This is a genomic window from Actinophytocola xinjiangensis, from assembly GCF_001921215.1.
Taxonomy (GTDB): domain Bacteria; phylum Actinomycetota; class Actinomycetes; order Mycobacteriales; family Pseudonocardiaceae; genus Actinophytocola; species Actinophytocola xinjiangensis.
Map to the genome: position 1 here is coordinate 305,487 of NZ_MSIF01000006.1, position 15,390 is coordinate 320,876.

The following is a 15,390-nucleotide window of genomic DNA, read 5'->3' on the forward strand; positions in this document are numbered from 1 at the left end:
GCCTAGTTGACCGGTGCGCCCAGCGGCATCCGGCGCCAGCCGGAACCGTCGGCGACCGCCAGCGACGCACCGGCCCTGTCGCGCACCAGCACGACCGTTCCCGGTTCCGGGTCGGGCAGGTCGCCGGCGGCCACCGTCGCCAGCCGCAGGGTGTGCGCGTGGACCGTGCGGATCCGGTGCTGCTCGGAACCGACGTCGCGGACGTTGTCGGCCGAGGGCACGAGCCCGTTGATGTCCACCCGCATCGCCGGGACGCCGTTGGAGCTGTTGGTGGAGCACAGGAACTCCACGGCCGCCGCGCCGCTGTCGTTGGCCGGCACCACCCGCACGCCGCCCTTCACGCCCTCGCCCTCCCGGGCGGCGACGAAACTGCCGTAGGCGTCGGCGCCCACCCCCGGGCTGGCGGTGGCCCGCACGACCAGCGCGCCGTTCTTGGCCGCCGTCAGCTCGTGCTGGTTGGCCCCGGCCGTGGGGCGCTCGACGTAGTTGTCGGCACCGACCGACTCCGCGTACAGGACCCCGGCGGTGTTGTCGAAGCTGTTGCCGATCACCGTGGAGCCCGACAGGGCGCCGATCACCCGCACCGGCGGCGCGGCGGCGACGGTGTTCGCGCCGAACGCGTTGCCCATCACCGACAGGTCCCTGGCGTCGCCGTTGACCCGGATCGCGCTCCACCGCTCCTCGGCGTCGAGGTTCCAGTTGTCGAACGTGTTCGCGGTGACCGTGACCCGCGAGGCCGCCGCCGCGAAGTACACCGGCGAGCCGAGGACCCAGTTGAACGAGTTGCCGGTGACCGTGATGTCGTGCGCGGCGACCTCGGGGCGGAACTCGATGGCGTGCGGCGGCCGGGAACCACCGGTCGGTTGCGCGCCGCCCAGGACGTTGCCGGTGAACGTCAGGTTGGTGCCGCCGGAGGAGATGGAGATGATCGGGCCGCTGCCGTTCTCCACCACGTTGCCGGAGAACGTCGAGTTGACGATCCCGCCGGCGAACAGCCGCCGGCCGATGTCGAGCAGGTTGTTGGCGATCACCGCGCCCCGGAACTGGTGGGCGTCCGCGCCGGTGGTGACGATCGCCGTGCCCATGCTGTGGAAGTGGTTGCCCTCGATGAGCCACTTGCGCATGCCGTAGGGCAGCAGGTGCACGCCGCTGCCGTCCACGCCCTCGGTCGGCCAGGAGATGTCCAGGCCGAAGTCCCCGACGGCGACCAGGTTGTTGGTGAACACCAGGCCCCGGCCGACGTGCTTGACCGCCGTGTAGAACTCGATGAACGTGCACTCGGTGATCGTCGGGTCCATGTCGTCGGTGCCCGGGGTCGGCGCCTTCGGGTCGCGGGCGATGTGCAGGGCGACGGTGTTCTTCAGGCTGGCGGCCACGACGAAGCACAGTCCGCGCACGGCGGCCAGCGGGGCGCGCAGGAAGATCGCGGTGCCGTCGAAGTCCGGACGGATGATGGAGGTCCGCACGCCCATGGTGCCGGCGCCGGCCAGCACGATCCGGTTGAAGTCGCCGCCACCGGCGCCGGCGCGGTCCGGGATGACGATCGTGCGCGTGGTGCGGTAGGTGCCCGGCGGGAAGTAGACGATCTTGTTGGCCTTGTCCAACTGGGCGTCGATCGCCTGCTGGATCGCGTCGGTGTCGTCGGCGACGCCGTCGCCGACGGCGCCGAAGTCCTGGGGCGTGGTGGCGCCGGCCAGGTCCGCGGCCGGCTCGGCGGCCGCCGTGGTGACCGCGGCGCCCAGCGCCGCGGTGGTGACTCCCGCGATGCCCGCGGTACGGATGAGATTGCGCCTGTTCACGGCCTTACCCATGCTGCTGTCCGTTCGTCGGGTGAAGCAACTGATCCTCGTGTGGTGACAGGAAGTCCTGGAGCCGGTCGCCCTCGTCGGGGGTGCACCGGCGCAGCGGCGCGGCGACGTGGGGGGTGCACAGGGACCGCCGCGCGAGGATCTCCTTGACCGCCGGGGTGCCCGGCCGGATCCCGTGCAGCCCGGTCAGCGCGGTGATCCGCTCCTGGGCCAGCGCCACCGCGTCCCGGTCGCCGGCCGCGTGCGCGGCGCACAGCGCCAGCGCGGGGCCGGGCGCGAGGTTGGTGACCCCGGGCGTGACGCCGTGCGCGCCGAGGTCCAGCGCGGCGGCCAACTGGGTCTCCGCGCCCTGGCTGACGGCGAACCCCGGGCGGCTCGCGGCCCGGCCGGTCAGGTGGCGCAGCCAGTCGAGGTCACCGGAGCTGTCCTTGACGCCCACGACATGGTCCAGCGCCAGCAGCCCGTCGAGCACGGCTTCGGTGACCGGGTTGCTGTAGCGCGGGGCGTTGTAGGCGATCACCGGCAGCCCGGTGCCGGCCAGCGCGGCGTAGTGGTCGACGATCTCCCCGGCGCGGTGGTGGAAGTAGATCGGCGGGCTCAGCACCAGCGCGTCGGCCCCGGCGGCGGCCGCGATCGCCGCGCGGTCCAGGGCGTCGGCGGTGCCGGCGGCGGTGACGTTCACGGTGACCACGCCCTCGCCAAGCGCGCGCCAGTGCGCGGTCACGCCCTCGACGAACGGGGCCAGCGCGCGGGTCGGCACCAGCGGGCCCTCCCCGTTGCTGCCCAACAACATCAGCCGCCGCACGCCGACGCGGTGCAGCGCGTCGAGCAGGGCGGTGGCCGTCGGGGCGGACGGGGTGCCGTCGCGGTCCATCGGGGTCACCAGCGGCACGGTCACCCCGGCGAGCAGGTCGGTCCCGGCGCGCATCAGTAGCCCTTCACCGACGGCCAGGCCAGCTCGAACCCGTCGGCGCCCAGCTCGCGCTGGAACTCGGCGAGCCGGGCGTGGTCGGCGTGAACCTGGTGGGGTGTCAGGGAGTTGTCCAGGCAGTGGGCGGCCAGCGCGCCGGCGGCCTCGCCGATGTTCCACTCCACCGGGTGCAGCCGGTAGCAGCCGTTGGTGATGTGCGTGGTGCCGATGTTCTTGCCGGCGGCCAGCAGGTTGCCCACCCGGCGCGGCAGCAGCGCGCCGAGCGGGATCTGGAACGGGCTGCTCGGCACGTCGAGGTAGTTGTCGCCGCCGGTGGAGGGGTGCAGGTCGATCCGGTACATGCCGATGCCGACGGTGTCCCGGTAGGACACCGCGCCGGCCTCACCACGCACGGCCAGCGACAGGTCCTGCTCGGTGACGGTGGTCAGCGCGCGGATCCGGCGGGACTCGCGGATGTAGGGGGCCATCGCCAGGCCGTCGGCGGTGCCCATCACGTCGGGGCGCAGGCGCAGCCCGGGCCAGCCGGTGCCGCCGTCGGGGCGCGGCGCCTCGGTCTGCAACCAGTACAGCATGCTCAGCGAGAGCTGCCGGGAGCCGTCGAGGTGCTTGACCCGTTCCTCGTCGGACACCCCGACCAGCGGGCCGGGCAGGTAGTCGATCATCGGCCAGTTGACGACGGTGATGTCGCTGGCCGCGAACCCCGGCACGCACTGCTCGCGGGCGAAGATCCGGCGGAACAGCCACAGGTCCCGGTCGCCGGGGTCGGCGCTCTGGTCGGCGACGATCGGGCCGGCCGGCGCGTGCGGCACGAACGTGCGGGTCAGCGGCTCCAGCGTCCGTGGGTCGGGCGCGGTGAGGCTCAGCAGCCGGTCGGGCCAGTAGTCGGGCCGGTAGTCGCGCCAGAAGGCGTACTGGGAGGGGCGGTCGACGGTGTGGTCCTCGCCGTCGCGGTGCTCCACGGCGAACACCCAGGAGAACGCCTGCTGGTTGAGCGACTGCGCGGTCGCCGGGGCGCTCGGCTCGCCGGTCTGTTCGGTGGACTCGAACCCGACGACGTGCTCGACGCCGGCCAGCGGCAGCAGGTCGCCGAGCTCGGTGCCGTCCAGCACGAACGGTGCCTCGACCGTGAGCCGATCACCGGTCCGGGACTCGACGGTGACCGAGGTGATCCGGTCGCCGTCGACCCGCGCGGCGACCGGGGTGTGCGCGGTCAGTACCCGCAGCAGGCCGGCCGATCGGTAGGGCGCCAGCATGCCCTCGAGTACGGCCAGCGCGGCCCTCGGCTCGTGGCACAGCCGGCTCACCCGGCCCAGTCCCGGGTTGAGGTCGGTGCGGCGTAACGCGTCGGCGGTCAGCGGGTAGAAGGTGCGGTAGTACCGGCGGACGCCGTCGCGGAAGGCCCGGTAGGAGCGGGTGGCGCCGAACTGCTCGATCCACGGGTGCTCGTCGGGCGGCACGGCCTGGGAGGTGAGCTGGCCGCCGAGCCAGTCGTACTCCTCGGTCAGGACCACCGACCGGCCACGGCGCAGCGCCGCGAGGGCCGCGGCCACTCCGCCGACGCCGCCGCCGACGATCAGCACGTCGGTGTTCGCGTGTTGACTCAACTGACTTGCTCCCCTGAGGTGTCTGTGTCGAAACTGTCGAAAGCCGCGCCTTCCAGCTGGTGGGCGGCGCGCAGCAGGTCGCGGGTGTACGGGTGGGCCGGCTCGGTGAACAGCTGGTCGGCCGGTAGTTGTTCGACGAGTTCGCCCGAGCGCATCACCGCGACCCGGTCGGCGATCTGGCGCACCACGGCGAGGTCGTGGGTGATGAACAGGACCGACAGCTCGTGCTCGCGCCGCAGGTCCACCAGCAGCCGCAGGATCTGCGACTGCACCGAGACGTCGAGCGCGGAGACCGCCTCGTCGCACACCAGCAGCCGGGGCGCCAGCGCCAGCGCCCTGGCGATGCTGACCCGCTGCTGCTGGCCGCCGGACAGTGCCGACGGCCGGCGGGTGGCGACCCCGGCGTCCAGGCCGACGTCGGCCAGCACGGCCGCCAGCGCCTCGGCGCGGTCACCCGCCGGCGCGACGGCCGGGTGGGTCCGCCACGCCTCCCGGATGATCGCGCCGACGGTCATCCGCGGGTTGAGCGAGGAACCGGGGTCCTGGAACACCATCTGCAGGCCACGCTGGGCCGACGCCGGACGTCGGTCGACCGGCCCGAGCGGCTGGCCCTCGAAGGTGATCGTTCCGGCCTGGGGGCGCACCAGGCCCATCACGCACCGGGCGATCGTCGACTTGCCCGACCCGGACTCGCCGACCAACGCCAGTGTCTCGCCGGGCAGCACGTCCAGGCTCACGTCGTCGACCGCCCGCACCGACCGCCGGCCGCGCCCGGTGTAGGTCACCCGCAGGTCACGGATCTCCAGCACGGTCACGGCGTCACCTCCTCGGCGAGGTGGCAGGCGCTGAACCGTCCCGGCTCCAGCTCACGCAGTCGCGGGGTCTCGGTCCGGCAGCGGTCGGTGACCAGCGGGCACCGGGGGTGGAAGGCGCAGCCGGCCGGCCGGTCGAACGGGTTGGCCGGCGCTCCCGGCAGTGGCCGCGCGATCGCCGAGCGGGTACGTACCGAGGGCACGTTGTTGGCCAGCGCCCGGGTGTAGGGGTGGCGCGGCGAGTCGAGGACCGCGCGGGCCGGTCCGCGTTCGGCGACCCGTCCCGCGTACATCACCACCAGGTCGTCCGCGACGTTCGCCATCACCCGCAGGTCATGGCTGACCAGCAGCAACGCCGTGCCCTCCCGCTCGCGCAGGCCGGCGATCAGCGCCAGCACACGGGCCTGGGTGGTGACGTCCAGCGCGGTCGTCGGCTCGTCGGCGATGATCAGCCGCGGTTCGCCGGCCAGCGCCATCGCGATCATCACCCGCTGGCGCTGGCCGCCGGACAGCTCGTGCGGGTAGGCGTCGATCCGCTGCTCCGGGTCGGGGATGCCGACCCGGTCCAGCAGTTCGAGCACCTTCGCCCGGACCGCGTCGCGGGACAGGCCGTCGCGGCGCGGGATCTCACCGATCTGGCGGCCGACGGTCTGGGTCGGGTTCAACGCCTGGAGCGGGTCCTGGAAGATCACGGCGATCTCACGGCCGCGTACCTGGCGGACCCGGCGCGCGCGGGCACCGAGCAGGTCCTCCTCGCGCCACCAGACGTGCCCGGCGGTGCGGGCCCCCGCCGGCAGCAGCTGGACGAGGGCCATCGCGGTCATCGTCTTGCCGCTGCCGGACTCGCCGATCAGGCCGGTCGTGCGGCCGGCGTCCACGGAGAAGGAGATCCGGTCGAGCACGGTTCCCGTGGTGGCGCCGGCCGCGAGGACGACCTCCAGGTCCTCGACGTCGAGCAGCGCGGTGGGTGGACGGTCAGTCACCGGAGACGGTGACCTTGGTGAAGTAGGGCGTCGCCTCGGCCGACGGCTCGAACCCCTGGACGGTGTCGCGCCACGCGTAGGGCTGCTCGACGAACATCGCGTACATGCCGACGGCGTCGTCCCAGATGATCTCGGTGGCCTGCGCGTAGAGGTCCTCCCGCTCGGCGGTGTCACTGGTCGCGCCGGCGGCCGCGACCAGCTCGTCGAGCTTCGGGTTGCAGTAGCCGGTGCGCTTGGCCGCACACGGGTAGAGCCGGCCGAGGTTGGTGGCCGCGTCGAAGCCCTGCGAGCCCAGCTGCTGGAAGTTCAGGTCCCACTTCAGGGCCAGCAGGTCCTCCAGGAAGACCGCCTGCTCCTTCTCCAGCGGCTCGGCCCGCACACCGATCTCGGCGAGGTCGGACACCACGGCCTGCACGAACTCGCGGAAGTTCGGCTGGGAGAACTGGAAACGCAGCACCGTGTCGTAGTCGAACCCGGCCGCGTCCAGCGCCGCCTTCGCCGCCGCCGGGTCGTGCTCGACCGGTTCCTGTGCCGCGTAGCCGAACACCGCCGGGCTGACCGGCGCGTCGGCCACGGTGCCGGTCTTGGGGTAGAGCGACTTCACGATCGCGTCGAAGTCGACCGCCTGGCGCAGCGCCCGCCGGACCTCGGGGGTCGTCAGCGAGGGCGTGGAACTGTTGAACCACATGGTGAACACGCCCGGGCCGGGCACGGTCTCGACGGTGATGGCCTCGTCGGCCTCCAGCTGGGTGATCTGGTCGTCGGGCATGGTCCAGGTGACGTCGACCTCGCCGGTGCGCAGCGCGGTCATCCTGGCCGAGACCTCCGGAATGGACCGGAACACCAGCGCGTCCAGCGTCGGCGCGCCGTCCCAGTACTCGGGGTTGGGCACCAGCTTCAGGTCCTGTCCCGGCTCGAACGACTCGACGGTGAACGGGCCGGAGCCGACCGGCTTGTCGAAGAAGCCGTCCTCACCGGCCGTGGCCGGGGTGACGAAGAACGACGAGATCTTGCCGAGGAACGCGGCGTCCGGCGCGCCGGCGGTGAACACCACGGTGTCCTCGGCCGGTGCGGCCACCGTGTACCCCTCGAAGTTGCCGGCCAGCGGCCCGGCCTCGGCGAGCACCCGCTCGAACGAGGCGACCACGTCCTTCGCGGTGACCGCCGAGCCGTCGGAGTACTTCACGCCCTGGCGCAACGTGATCGTCCACTCCGACGCGTCCTCGTTGGACGTCCACTTCTCCGCCAGCTCACCGGTGAACTCACCGGGCCCGGTGCTGATCACCAGCTGGCTGAAGATCGCCCGTGACGCGACCTGGGTGCCGGCGTCCATGGACGCCGCCCCGTGCGGGTCGAGGTTCTCGATGGGGATCGGGCCGGCGACGTCGAGCACGCCGCCTCCTCCCCCGTCGCCGCCACCGTCGCCCGACGGCGAGGACGAGTCGCCCAGCGAGCACGCCGAGGCGGCCATCAGCACGGCGAGGGCCGCCGCTACCAGCCTGACTCTCATGGGAATTCCTTCCTGGAGGGTGGTTTTCGGGGCGACTAGTCCCGTTTGCGGGTGAACCGCCGGGTGAGCCGGTCGCCGATCAGTCCGACACAGATGACGAGGATGGTGAGGGCCGCGCCGGGGAAGACGGTGATCCACCAGGCCGTCGCGAGGTACTCGCGGCCGCCGGCGATGCTCTGGCCCCAGGACACGACGTCGGGCGGCAGCCCGAGGTTGAGGAAGCTCAGCGCCGCCTCGGCGAGCACGGCCGACGCCAGTTCGATCGTGGCGAGCGCGATCACCGACCCGGCGAGGAACGGCACGACGTGTCTGGTGAGCGTGGCCGGGGTGGACACGCCCATGGTGCGGGCGGCGTCGACCCAGTCCCGTTCGCGCACCGACATCGCGATCCCCCGCGACAGCCGGGCGAAGCCGACCCAGCCGCCGATGGACAGCGCGATGATGACCACGAGCGGGCCCCGGTCGAGCAGGCCGGCGATGATGATCGCCAGCAGGATGCCGGGGAAGGCCATCATGATGTCGATGAGCCGGGAGATGACCAGGTCGGGGAACCGTCCGAAGTAGCCGGCGACCGCCCCCAGGGCGATCCCGACCGTCGCGGTGATCAGCACGACGGCGATCCCGATGACGAACGAGGTCCGCGCGCCGTGCACGACCTGGGCCAGCACGTCGCGGCCGACGCCGTCGGTGCCCAGCAGCGCCGTGCCGGACCCGGTCGCCGACCCCGGCGGCAGCAGCCGGTCGGTGACCGAGGTCGCCACCGGGTCGAAGTCGATGACCAGCGGGCCGAACAGCGCGGCCAGCAGGTAGATTCCGATGATCACGTAGGGCACCGCGGCCAGCGGTCGCCGGCGCGTCGCGGTTGGCGCGGTGAGAACGGCGGTCTCGCTCATCGGCGCGCCTCCAGCCGGATCCGGGGATCGAGCCGCGCGTTGACGACGTCCGCGGCGAGGTTGAGCACGATCACGCACACCGCGATCAGCACGGTGGCCGCCTGGACGAGCGCGAAGTCGCGGTTCTCCACGGCGTTCACCAGCATCGACCCCAGCCCCGGCCAGGCGAACACGGTCTCGATCACCACCGCGCCGCCGACCAGCGTCCCCAGTTGCAGCCCGACGACGGTGACCACGGGGATCAGCGAGTTCTTCAGCACGTGGCCGCCGAGGACCTGGGTCTCGGTCAGCCCCTTGGACCGCGCGGTCCGCACGAACGACTCGGTCATCGTCTCGGCGACCGCGCCGCGGGTGATCCGGGCGACCAGGGCGGTGAACGGGATCGCCAGCGTGACCGCCGGCAGCACCAGGTGCCCGAGCGTGCCGCCACCCGCGCTGGGGAACAGCCGCAGTTGCAGGGCGAAGACCAGGATGAACATGATCCCCACCCAGAACGGCGGAATGGCCTGGAGTCCCAGGGCGACGGTCGACACCGCCCGGTCGACGAGGCTGCCCGGCCGCCGGCCGGCGAGGACACCGAGGACCAGCCCGCAGCAGATGGCGATCAGCGCGGCGGTGACCGTGAGGGTGACGGTGGCGGGGAACCGGCCGAACACCACGTCCATCGCCGGGCGCCCGTAGCGGTAGGACTCGCCGAAGTCGAGGGTGAGCACGTCGCCGAGATAGTCGAGGTACTGCACCAGAACCGGCTGGTCGAGCCCGAGGGCGTGCCGCAGGGCGGTGAGCTGCTCCTGGGTCGCGTCCGGGCCGAGCGCGACCGTCGCCTGATCGCCGGGGGCGAGCCGGATGACCACGAACACCGCGCTCACCACGCCCCAGATCGTGACCAGCCCGATCAGCAGGCGGCGGCCGACCAGGCGGGTCACGGTGTCACCCTGGGGGCGACCGAGTCGCCGGTGATCTGCGTACAGGCCAGGTAGGTGCGGCGCGGCCGGCCGTCCTCGTTGTCGAGAAGTTCGAGCAGCAGGCGGACCGCTTCGCGGCCCATGTCCTCGCGGGGCACCGAGAACCGGGTCCACTCGCGGCGGGCGGGGTCGCTGAACGGCGGGTCACCGAGCAGGACGACCGAGCAGTCCCCCGGGATGTCGACCCCGGCCCCGGCGGCGGCCCGCTCGACCTCGACGATCGCCGTGTCATCCTCGGCCGGCTCGACCAGCAGGGCGCTCACCCCGGCGCGAACCCAGTCCCGCAACAGATCCGCCGTCACCGGTCCGGTGTGGACAATGACCTCGTCCTCGGCGATGCCCGCCTCCGTGAGCCCCTGCCGGAAGCCCTGCGCGCGGTCGCGGGTCGGCTCCTGGTCGTCGTCGAGCTGGAGGTAGGCCAGGCGGCGGTGACCCTGGGCGGCCAGGGTGGCGACCAGTTCACCGGTCGCGCCGACGTAGTCGGCGGCCACGTAGGACAGCTCGACGCCCGCGACCTCACGACGGCCGACGAAGACGAACGGGAAGTCCTCCTTGGCCAGTTCGGCCAGGTCGTCGCGGTGCAGGTGGCGGCCGAGCAGGACACACCCGTCGGCGACCTTCAGCCGGTTGACGCCCTTGGCGTAGATGCGGCGGTTGCCCTCGGCGGTGGCCGAGCTGAACAGGAGCAGGTCGTAGCCGTAGGCGGCGGTCGCCTCCTCGACACCGAGGAGGAAGGGGAAGTAGAAGTCCCGCTGGGCCACCGGGAAGACGGGTTCGAAGGTGTAGAGCCCGAGCATGCGGTTACGTCCACCCTTGAGACTGCGGGCGACGGCGTTGACGGTGTAGCCGAGCTGCTCGGCGGCGTCGAGGACGGCCTGCCGGGTGGCCTCGGCGACCTGGCTGCTGGCGGCACCACCGCTGATGACGAGGGACACGGTGGCTTGGGAGACGCCGGCCTGACGGGCGACGTCTACCTGGGTCGGGGACCGGCGTTGGCCTGCCATTGGTGTCCTTAATACGTATCAGCGAGGTGGTGAGCGGTGACGGTACGCAGGTTCTCCGCGTGTCGTCAAGAGGGGGTTTTCGCTGGTTGCCGGTGTGCCGCGGGCCCCTTGGGTCGTCGTGGAGCGGGTCGCGCCGTCAGCCAAGCGCCCTGGCGAGGAGGAACTGGGCCATGGTGTTCGTGGTGACTTCGAAGTGGTGCCGCCGGGTGGGGGTGGGGTTGAAGAAGCCGTGCCGCTGATCCGGGTAGAGCACCAGTTCCACGGGGTTGGCCGTCGCACCGGCCCGGTCGGCGAACGTGACCGAGTTCTGGTGGTGCACGGCGGTGTCGGCCGTTCCGTGCATGATCAGCGTTGGGGGGAGGTGGGGTCCGAGTTGGTGCAGTGGGGAGTACCGGGCGGCCTCGTCGTCGGTGGCGAAGTGGCGGCGACCAAAGGCTTGCGGGAACTCCCCCGTCGTGTCGGTGACCGGGTTGAGCAGGATGGTGGCGGCGGGGCGATGGCGCGGGTCGGCTTCCGGAAACAGGGTTGCCATCAGGGCCAGGTGACCTCCCGCCGAGCCGCCTATGGTCACGACCTGACCCGGACCGGCGTTCAGTTCTTCGCTTCGCTCGAAGACCGTTGCCATGGCGAGCAGGGTGTCGTCCACCGCCGCGTGCGGGCCTTCGGTTCGGTACTCGACCAACACCGTTCCCACGCCCAGGTCGGCCAGGTGCGCGGCCTGGGGGCGGAACTGGGTCCAGTCACCCCGGACCCAGCCGCCGCCGTGGAAGAAGACCGCCAGTGGCGTGCCCGTTGACAGGACGTGCAAGCTCAACGTTCGACCGTGGACGGTTCGGTAGGGGATCTGGCGCACGGGCGTCATTATGAGCACGGTGACGCACCGTGCATCAGCGAACACACCGCGGAGCCGCTCGCGGCTATCACGCGGGGTGGATTCCCACTTCTTTCTGGTTGCTTTGTTTGTTCCCCAGAGGCTTGTTTCTTCGGTGCCAATTGGACTACGTTTGCGTCACTTCCAGCCGATCATCCCAAACGGACAATCGTTTTGTCGTTCACGAAAGGAGAAAATGAGTGTCCCGACGTGACAAGCCATTCCGACGGGCCCGGCGCGGCCTCTACGCCGCCCTGACCGCCGTCGTCGTCCTGCTGGTGGGCTCGGCGGTCAGCGCGGCCTCCCCTGCCGATCGGCCGGGGACCCGGAACCTGCCAGGGTTCAGCCATGGGACCGTTGCCGTGCAGGGGTCCACGCTGCACTACGTGCGCGGCGGTTCCGGCCCGCCGCTCATCCTGCTGCACGGGTGGCCGCAGACCTGGTGGGAATGGTCGAAGGTCATGCCGGCGCTTGCCGAGAACCACACCGTGATCGCCTTCGATCTCCCAGGGCTGGGTGATTCGAGCATTCCGTCCGACGGATTCGACAAGGTCACCACGGCCAAACGAATCCGGGAAGGGGTGCAGAAGCTCGGGTTCACGCAGGTCTCCCTGCTCGCGCACGACACCGGTTCTCTCGTCGCCTACCCGTACGCCCGGGATTACCCGAACGAGGTCACTCGGATGGCTGTCCTGGAAACGCCATTGTCCGGGTTCGGACTGGAGGACTTCTACGGGGTCAGCTTCCACCTCGGGCTGAACCAGACGGTCGCCCCGGTCCCGGAGGCGCTCATCGACAACGACGACGTCTCCACCTACCTCGGGTGGATGTTCAGCGGCGCCCGCTACCCCGACCGCATCGACCAGGCGGCCTTCTTCCAGGCCTACGCCAGCCCCGCCCGCCGCGGCGCCGGGTACGAGTACTACCGCGCCTTCGCCGCCGACGCGACCAACAACCAGGCCAACGCCACCAAGCGGTTGCCCATGCCCGTTCTCGCGATGGGAGCCGAGTTCACCTTCGGTCCGGTCGTGGCGAACTCGTTCTCCCAGGTCGGTGACGACGTCCGAGGCGTCATCGCACCGGACAGTGGGCACTGGATCGCCGAGGAGAACCCGCAGTTCCTCATCGACTGCGCGGAACTGTTCTTCGGACCCGCGGGCACCCCCGCCCCACGTCCCGAACTGGCGACCTGCGTCGCCTGAGGTGAGAACCGTCGGCCCCGCGCGAGCACCGCGCGGGGCCGACGTGTGTCAGGCGAAGATGTCCTCGACCGCCAGGGCCGCCAGCTTGGCCTCGATCGTCGACCGCGACCACGTCGACTCGTCGGCCGGTTCGATGTTGGCGACCAGCAGACCGGCGAAGGCGATCGCGGCGACATCCGGGCCGGCGTCGGTCGGGCGGCCAGCCAACTCGCCGACGACCAGGCCGCGCATCAGCGCCAGGCCGATCCGGGCGAGCGTCGGATAGTCGACCACCGACCGGAAGCCGAAGAACTCGATGAGCATCCGGTAGCTCCCCGCCACCCGGTCGGTCAGCAGGTCGTCCGCCTCCGCCAGCGCGTCGGCGACCTGGTCGCGCAACGGACCCGGTGGCATCGTGCGCAACGCCAGGATCAGCGCCAGGTACGTCTGCCAGCGACGGGCCTCCACCCGGTCGAGGTCGAAGTCGTCGGCGGCGGTCACCCGCACGACCTCCTCCAGCGTCCGCGCGCGCTGGGCCCGGGTACGCAACCGGCCGGCGTGCGCGTGCACCAGGTCGCGGACCAACCTCGTACTGTGCTCGTTCCTGGTCGGGGCCACCGGGACGGCCTGCCTGGCCAGCTCCACCGACAGGTCGGCGAGGAACGCGTCCTTGTGCGGCCAGCACCGGTAGGCGGCCGTGCGCGAGACGTCCGCCTCGCGGATCGCCTCCTCGAAGCTCAGGTGGTCGAGCCCCACCGCCAGTCCCCCGCCGCGCACGGTGGCCGACGCGGAGTCCAGTACCCGGCGGCGGCGCTGTGGTTGCGCCGCGCCGCCCGGTAGGGGAACCGGCGGCAGCTGACCTCACCCCTCGCGAGGTCAGCTGCCGCCGTTGGCTCACTCGCGGTTGGTCCCCCACCCGAACCAGCGGGTGCACGTCGACGCCGACACCTTGCGGTGGGAGCTGATGCTGTTGCGCCACCAGTCCTTGTTGCCGCTCGCATCGCCGTAGTACTGCAGGGCGTTGACCCACTCCCCCGGACCGACGCAGAACCGGTCGCCGTTCGCCTTGCCCTCGGCGGTCTCGTTGTAGTCCGGGTAGTTGTAGAACTCGATGTGCGAGTCCGTCGTGTTCACGATGGAGTCGATCTCGTTGTCCCAGTTCTTGACCTGCCCGGCGTCGTCGCCGTGGTCGCTGTCGCCGCCGCTGTTGTCCTTGGCGCCGTTGCCGCCGTCGCACTTCTCCCGGGAGTAGAAGTAGACGTAGCCCGAGTTCTCGTACTCGTGGGCGGTCTGGTTGCAGTCCAGCTCGGCCGTTCCGACGTCGCCGGCACCCGGCGCCGCCGACGAGGCGCCGGCCGGGAACACCCCGAACACCAGCACGACGCCGAGCGCCGCGACGACGATCCGGCGTGTCCGCCGGCCAACCATGGTCCTCATCCCGCTCCTCCCCGCGCTCATCGCTTGAACTTGCTGGTCTGCCAGGTCAGGCTGGCCGCCTGACGCGCCTCGAAGAAGTACGACCGGAACGCGTCGTGCACGGCGGCGTCCCTGATCTCCAGCTGCGTCTCGTCGCTGACCCGCACCGACCGCCCGGTGAAGTTGAACGTGCCGGTGAAGACGACCTTCTGGTCGGGCTTGCCGTCGAAGTAGCCGTCGATCAGGATGTCCTTGGAGTGCAGTCCGCCCTTCGACGAGTTCGCGTAGAACTCGCGCACCTCCGGCCCGTGGTGGTCGCCCTTCGGCTTGCGCAGCAACGCCTCCAGCGGTCCGTCGTTGCCGCCGGCACCCTTGCCGACCTTGTCGACGATGACGTCGACGTAGCAGCCCTGGTCGTCCATGGCCTTGAGCTTCCTGGCCAGCACGGTGCCGGTGCTCTCCCAGAGCGTTCCGCTGATGTTCCACACGGCCACCCGCACGATCGGATAGTTGCCGGGGTCGGTCCCGCCGGTGTCGCTGGTCTTCGTGCAGTCGACCCGGTTGAGGATGTCCAGCAGCGTGTTCCCGGACGCCCTCGGCGAGTGGTAGACCGAGTACTTGCCCAGGTTCGACGGCGGCATCATGTTGTAGAAGTCGTTGTGCTGCTCACCGGCGATGAGGTACTCGAAGTACCGGGCGTAGTGGTCGTAGACCCGGGGCTCGTCGGCCACGGTGTAGGCGCTGTTCCACATCCCGGTGCCCGAGCCGCCGGACTTGAAGTTGTGCGAGGTCTGCAGGACCACCTTGTCGGTGCCCCTGGTCCGGCTGAACAGCAGGAACTTGTTGTGCATCTTGGCCTCGGGGTCGTAGTCCTCACCGCCGCCACCGCCGATGCAGGCCCGGGACCCCAGCTCACAGGTGGTGATCCACGAGGTGCTCCCCGGGCTGTTGTCGAAACTGGACTTCACCCGCTCGAACTCGCTGTAGTTGTGCGGTTCCGCGCCCGTCGCGGCGCCCCGGTCCACGATGATCCGGACCCGCACGTCGCGGTGGGCCATCTCCATCAGTGCCGTGGCGATGTCGGTGTGGGCGAACATGTGGGCGGCCACGTCGATCGTCTCGCCGCGCTCGGTGCCGCAGATGAGGTAGACGATCCGCTCGGCGATGTCGTCGCGTTTGCCGGTGTCCGGGTTGTTGTAGGTCAGGCCCGACTGGACCGCCGCCGTGTCGACCGGCGCGCTCTGCTCGGCCGGGCAGACGTCGTTCTGCGCTACCGCCGGTCCGACGGTGGTCAGGGTGGCGGTCAGCGCGGCCACGAGGCCGATGGCGTAGAGCTTGTTCCTTCGCATCCTTGTCCTTCCCCCTTCGTCCTCGTGACGGTGCCAGACCTGTCCGAACCGGATGGCCTGTTT

14 protein-coding genes are annotated in these 15,390 nt (G+C 71.1%); 1 reads left to right on the forward strand and 13 read right to left on the reverse strand.

Annotated features, from left to right (window positions below):
- Nucleotides 1–2 precede the first annotated feature (2 nt).
- The 10 genes from BLA60_RS43300 to BLA60_RS15905 form a co-directional block, all read right to left on the reverse strand.
- Nucleotides 3–1,799: a right-handed parallel beta-helix repeat-containing protein gene (locus tag BLA60_RS43300; RefSeq protein WP_162292967.1), complete on the reverse strand. Its 1,797-nt coding sequence runs from the start codon at nucleotides 1,797–1,799 to the stop codon at nucleotides 3–5.
- A 4-nt stretch (nucleotides 1,800–1,803) separates the two neighbouring features.
- Nucleotides 1,804–2,736, reverse strand: a complete 933-nt coding sequence (locus tag BLA60_RS15855; RefSeq protein WP_075133635.1) for a dihydrodipicolinate synthase family protein — start codon at nucleotides 2,734–2,736, stop codon at nucleotides 1,804–1,806.
- Nucleotides 2,736–4,343 carry an FAD-dependent oxidoreductase gene (locus tag BLA60_RS15860; protein WP_075133636.1) on the reverse strand — a complete coding sequence of 536 codons (1,608 nt, stop codon included), beginning with the start codon at nucleotides 4,341–4,343 and terminating at the stop codon, nucleotides 2,736–2,738. The genes BLA60_RS15855 and BLA60_RS15860 overlap by 1 nt, the downstream gene beginning before the upstream one ends.
- Entirely contained in the window at nucleotides 4,340–5,158 is an 819-nt protein-coding gene (locus tag BLA60_RS15865) for an ABC transporter ATP-binding protein (RefSeq protein WP_154814377.1), read from the reverse strand. Before BLA60_RS15865 ends, BLA60_RS15860 begins: the two co-directional genes overlap by 4 nt.
- Complete coding sequence (locus BLA60_RS42110; RefSeq protein ID WP_162292968.1) at nucleotides 5,155–6,138, reverse strand: ABC transporter ATP-binding protein; 984 nt, start codon at nucleotides 6,136–6,138, stop codon at nucleotides 5,155–5,157. Before BLA60_RS42110 ends, BLA60_RS15865 begins: the two co-directional genes overlap by 4 nt.
- Nucleotides 6,131–7,648, reverse strand: coding sequence for an ABC transporter substrate-binding protein (locus tag BLA60_RS15885; RefSeq protein WP_075133638.1), 1,518 nt, complete (start codon nucleotides 7,646–7,648; stop codon nucleotides 6,131–6,133). The genes BLA60_RS42110 and BLA60_RS15885 overlap by 8 nt, the downstream gene beginning before the upstream one ends.
- Nucleotides 7,649–7,683: 35 nt before the next feature.
- Nucleotides 7,684–8,541 carry an ABC transporter permease gene (locus BLA60_RS15890; RefSeq protein WP_075133639.1) on the reverse strand — a complete coding sequence of 286 codons (858 nt, stop codon included), beginning with the start codon at nucleotides 8,539–8,541 and terminating at the stop codon, nucleotides 7,684–7,686.
- Nucleotides 8,538–9,467, reverse strand: coding sequence for an ABC transporter permease (locus tag BLA60_RS15895; RefSeq protein ID WP_075133640.1), 930 nt, complete (start codon nucleotides 9,465–9,467; stop codon nucleotides 8,538–8,540). The genes BLA60_RS15890 and BLA60_RS15895 overlap by 4 nt, the downstream gene beginning before the upstream one ends.
- Nucleotides 9,464–10,510, reverse strand: coding sequence for a LacI family DNA-binding transcriptional regulator (locus BLA60_RS15900; protein ID WP_075133641.1), 1,047 nt, complete (start codon nucleotides 10,508–10,510; stop codon nucleotides 9,464–9,466). Before BLA60_RS15900 ends, BLA60_RS15895 begins: the two co-directional genes overlap by 4 nt.
- Before the next feature lie 136 nt (nucleotides 10,511–10,646).
- Nucleotides 10,647–11,324, reverse strand: coding sequence for an alpha/beta hydrolase (locus BLA60_RS15905; protein WP_162292969.1), 678 nt, complete (start codon nucleotides 11,322–11,324; stop codon nucleotides 10,647–10,649).
- Nucleotides 11,325–11,581: 257 nt separating this feature from the next.
- Here BLA60_RS15905 and BLA60_RS15910 point away from each other — a divergent pair, with 257 nt between their 5' ends.
- Entirely contained in the window at nucleotides 11,582–12,583 is a 1,002-nt protein-coding gene (locus BLA60_RS15910) for an alpha/beta fold hydrolase (RefSeq protein WP_245812004.1), read from the forward strand.
- Between the two features lie 48 nt (nucleotides 12,584–12,631).
- Here the strand turns inward: BLA60_RS15910 and BLA60_RS15915 are convergent, their stop codons facing one another.
- The 3 genes from BLA60_RS15915 to BLA60_RS15925 form a co-directional block, all read right to left on the reverse strand.
- The gene (locus tag BLA60_RS15915; RefSeq protein ID WP_154814378.1) at nucleotides 12,632–13,318 is read right to left on the reverse strand and encodes a hypothetical protein; all 687 of its coding nucleotides are present in this window, start codon (nucleotides 13,316–13,318) and stop codon (nucleotides 12,632–12,634) included.
- Nucleotides 13,319–13,456: 138 nt separating this feature from the next.
- Nucleotides 13,457–13,999 carry a hypothetical protein gene (locus BLA60_RS15920; protein WP_075133644.1) on the reverse strand — a complete coding sequence of 181 codons (543 nt, stop codon included), beginning with the start codon at nucleotides 13,997–13,999 and terminating at the stop codon, nucleotides 13,457–13,459.
- 17 nt (nucleotides 14,000–14,016) lie between these two features.
- Nucleotides 14,017–15,327: a phospholipase D-like domain-containing protein gene (locus tag BLA60_RS15925; RefSeq protein ID WP_075133645.1), complete on the reverse strand. Its 1,311-nt coding sequence runs from the start codon at nucleotides 15,325–15,327 to the stop codon at nucleotides 14,017–14,019.
- Nucleotides 15,328–15,390: the final 63 nt, after the last annotated feature.

Excerpts from the sequence above, each read along its gene's own strand:
- BLA60_RS15855 (WP_075133635.1), bottom strand. The coding sequence starts at position 2,736 with ATGCGCGCCGGGACCGACCTGCTCGCCGGGGTGACCGTGCCGCTGGTG.
- BLA60_RS15885 (WP_075133638.1), bottom strand. The coding sequence starts at position 7,648 with ATGAGAGTCAGGCTGGTAGCGGCGGCCCTCGCCGTGCTGATGGCCGCC.
- BLA60_RS15890 (WP_075133639.1), bottom strand. The coding sequence starts at position 8,541 with ATGAGCGAGACCGCCGTTCTCACCGCGCCAACCGCGACGCGCCGGCGA.
- BLA60_RS15900 (WP_075133641.1), bottom strand. The coding sequence starts at position 10,510 with ATGGCAGGCCAACGCCGGTCCCCGACCCAGGTAGACGTCGCCCGTCAG.
- BLA60_RS15920 (WP_075133644.1), bottom strand. The coding sequence starts at position 13,999 with ATGAGGACCATGGTTGGCCGGCGGACACGCCGGATCGTCGTCGCGGCG.
- BLA60_RS15925 (WP_075133645.1), bottom strand. The coding sequence starts at position 15,327 with ATGCGAAGGAACAAGCTCTACGCCATCGGCCTCGTGGCCGCGCTGACC.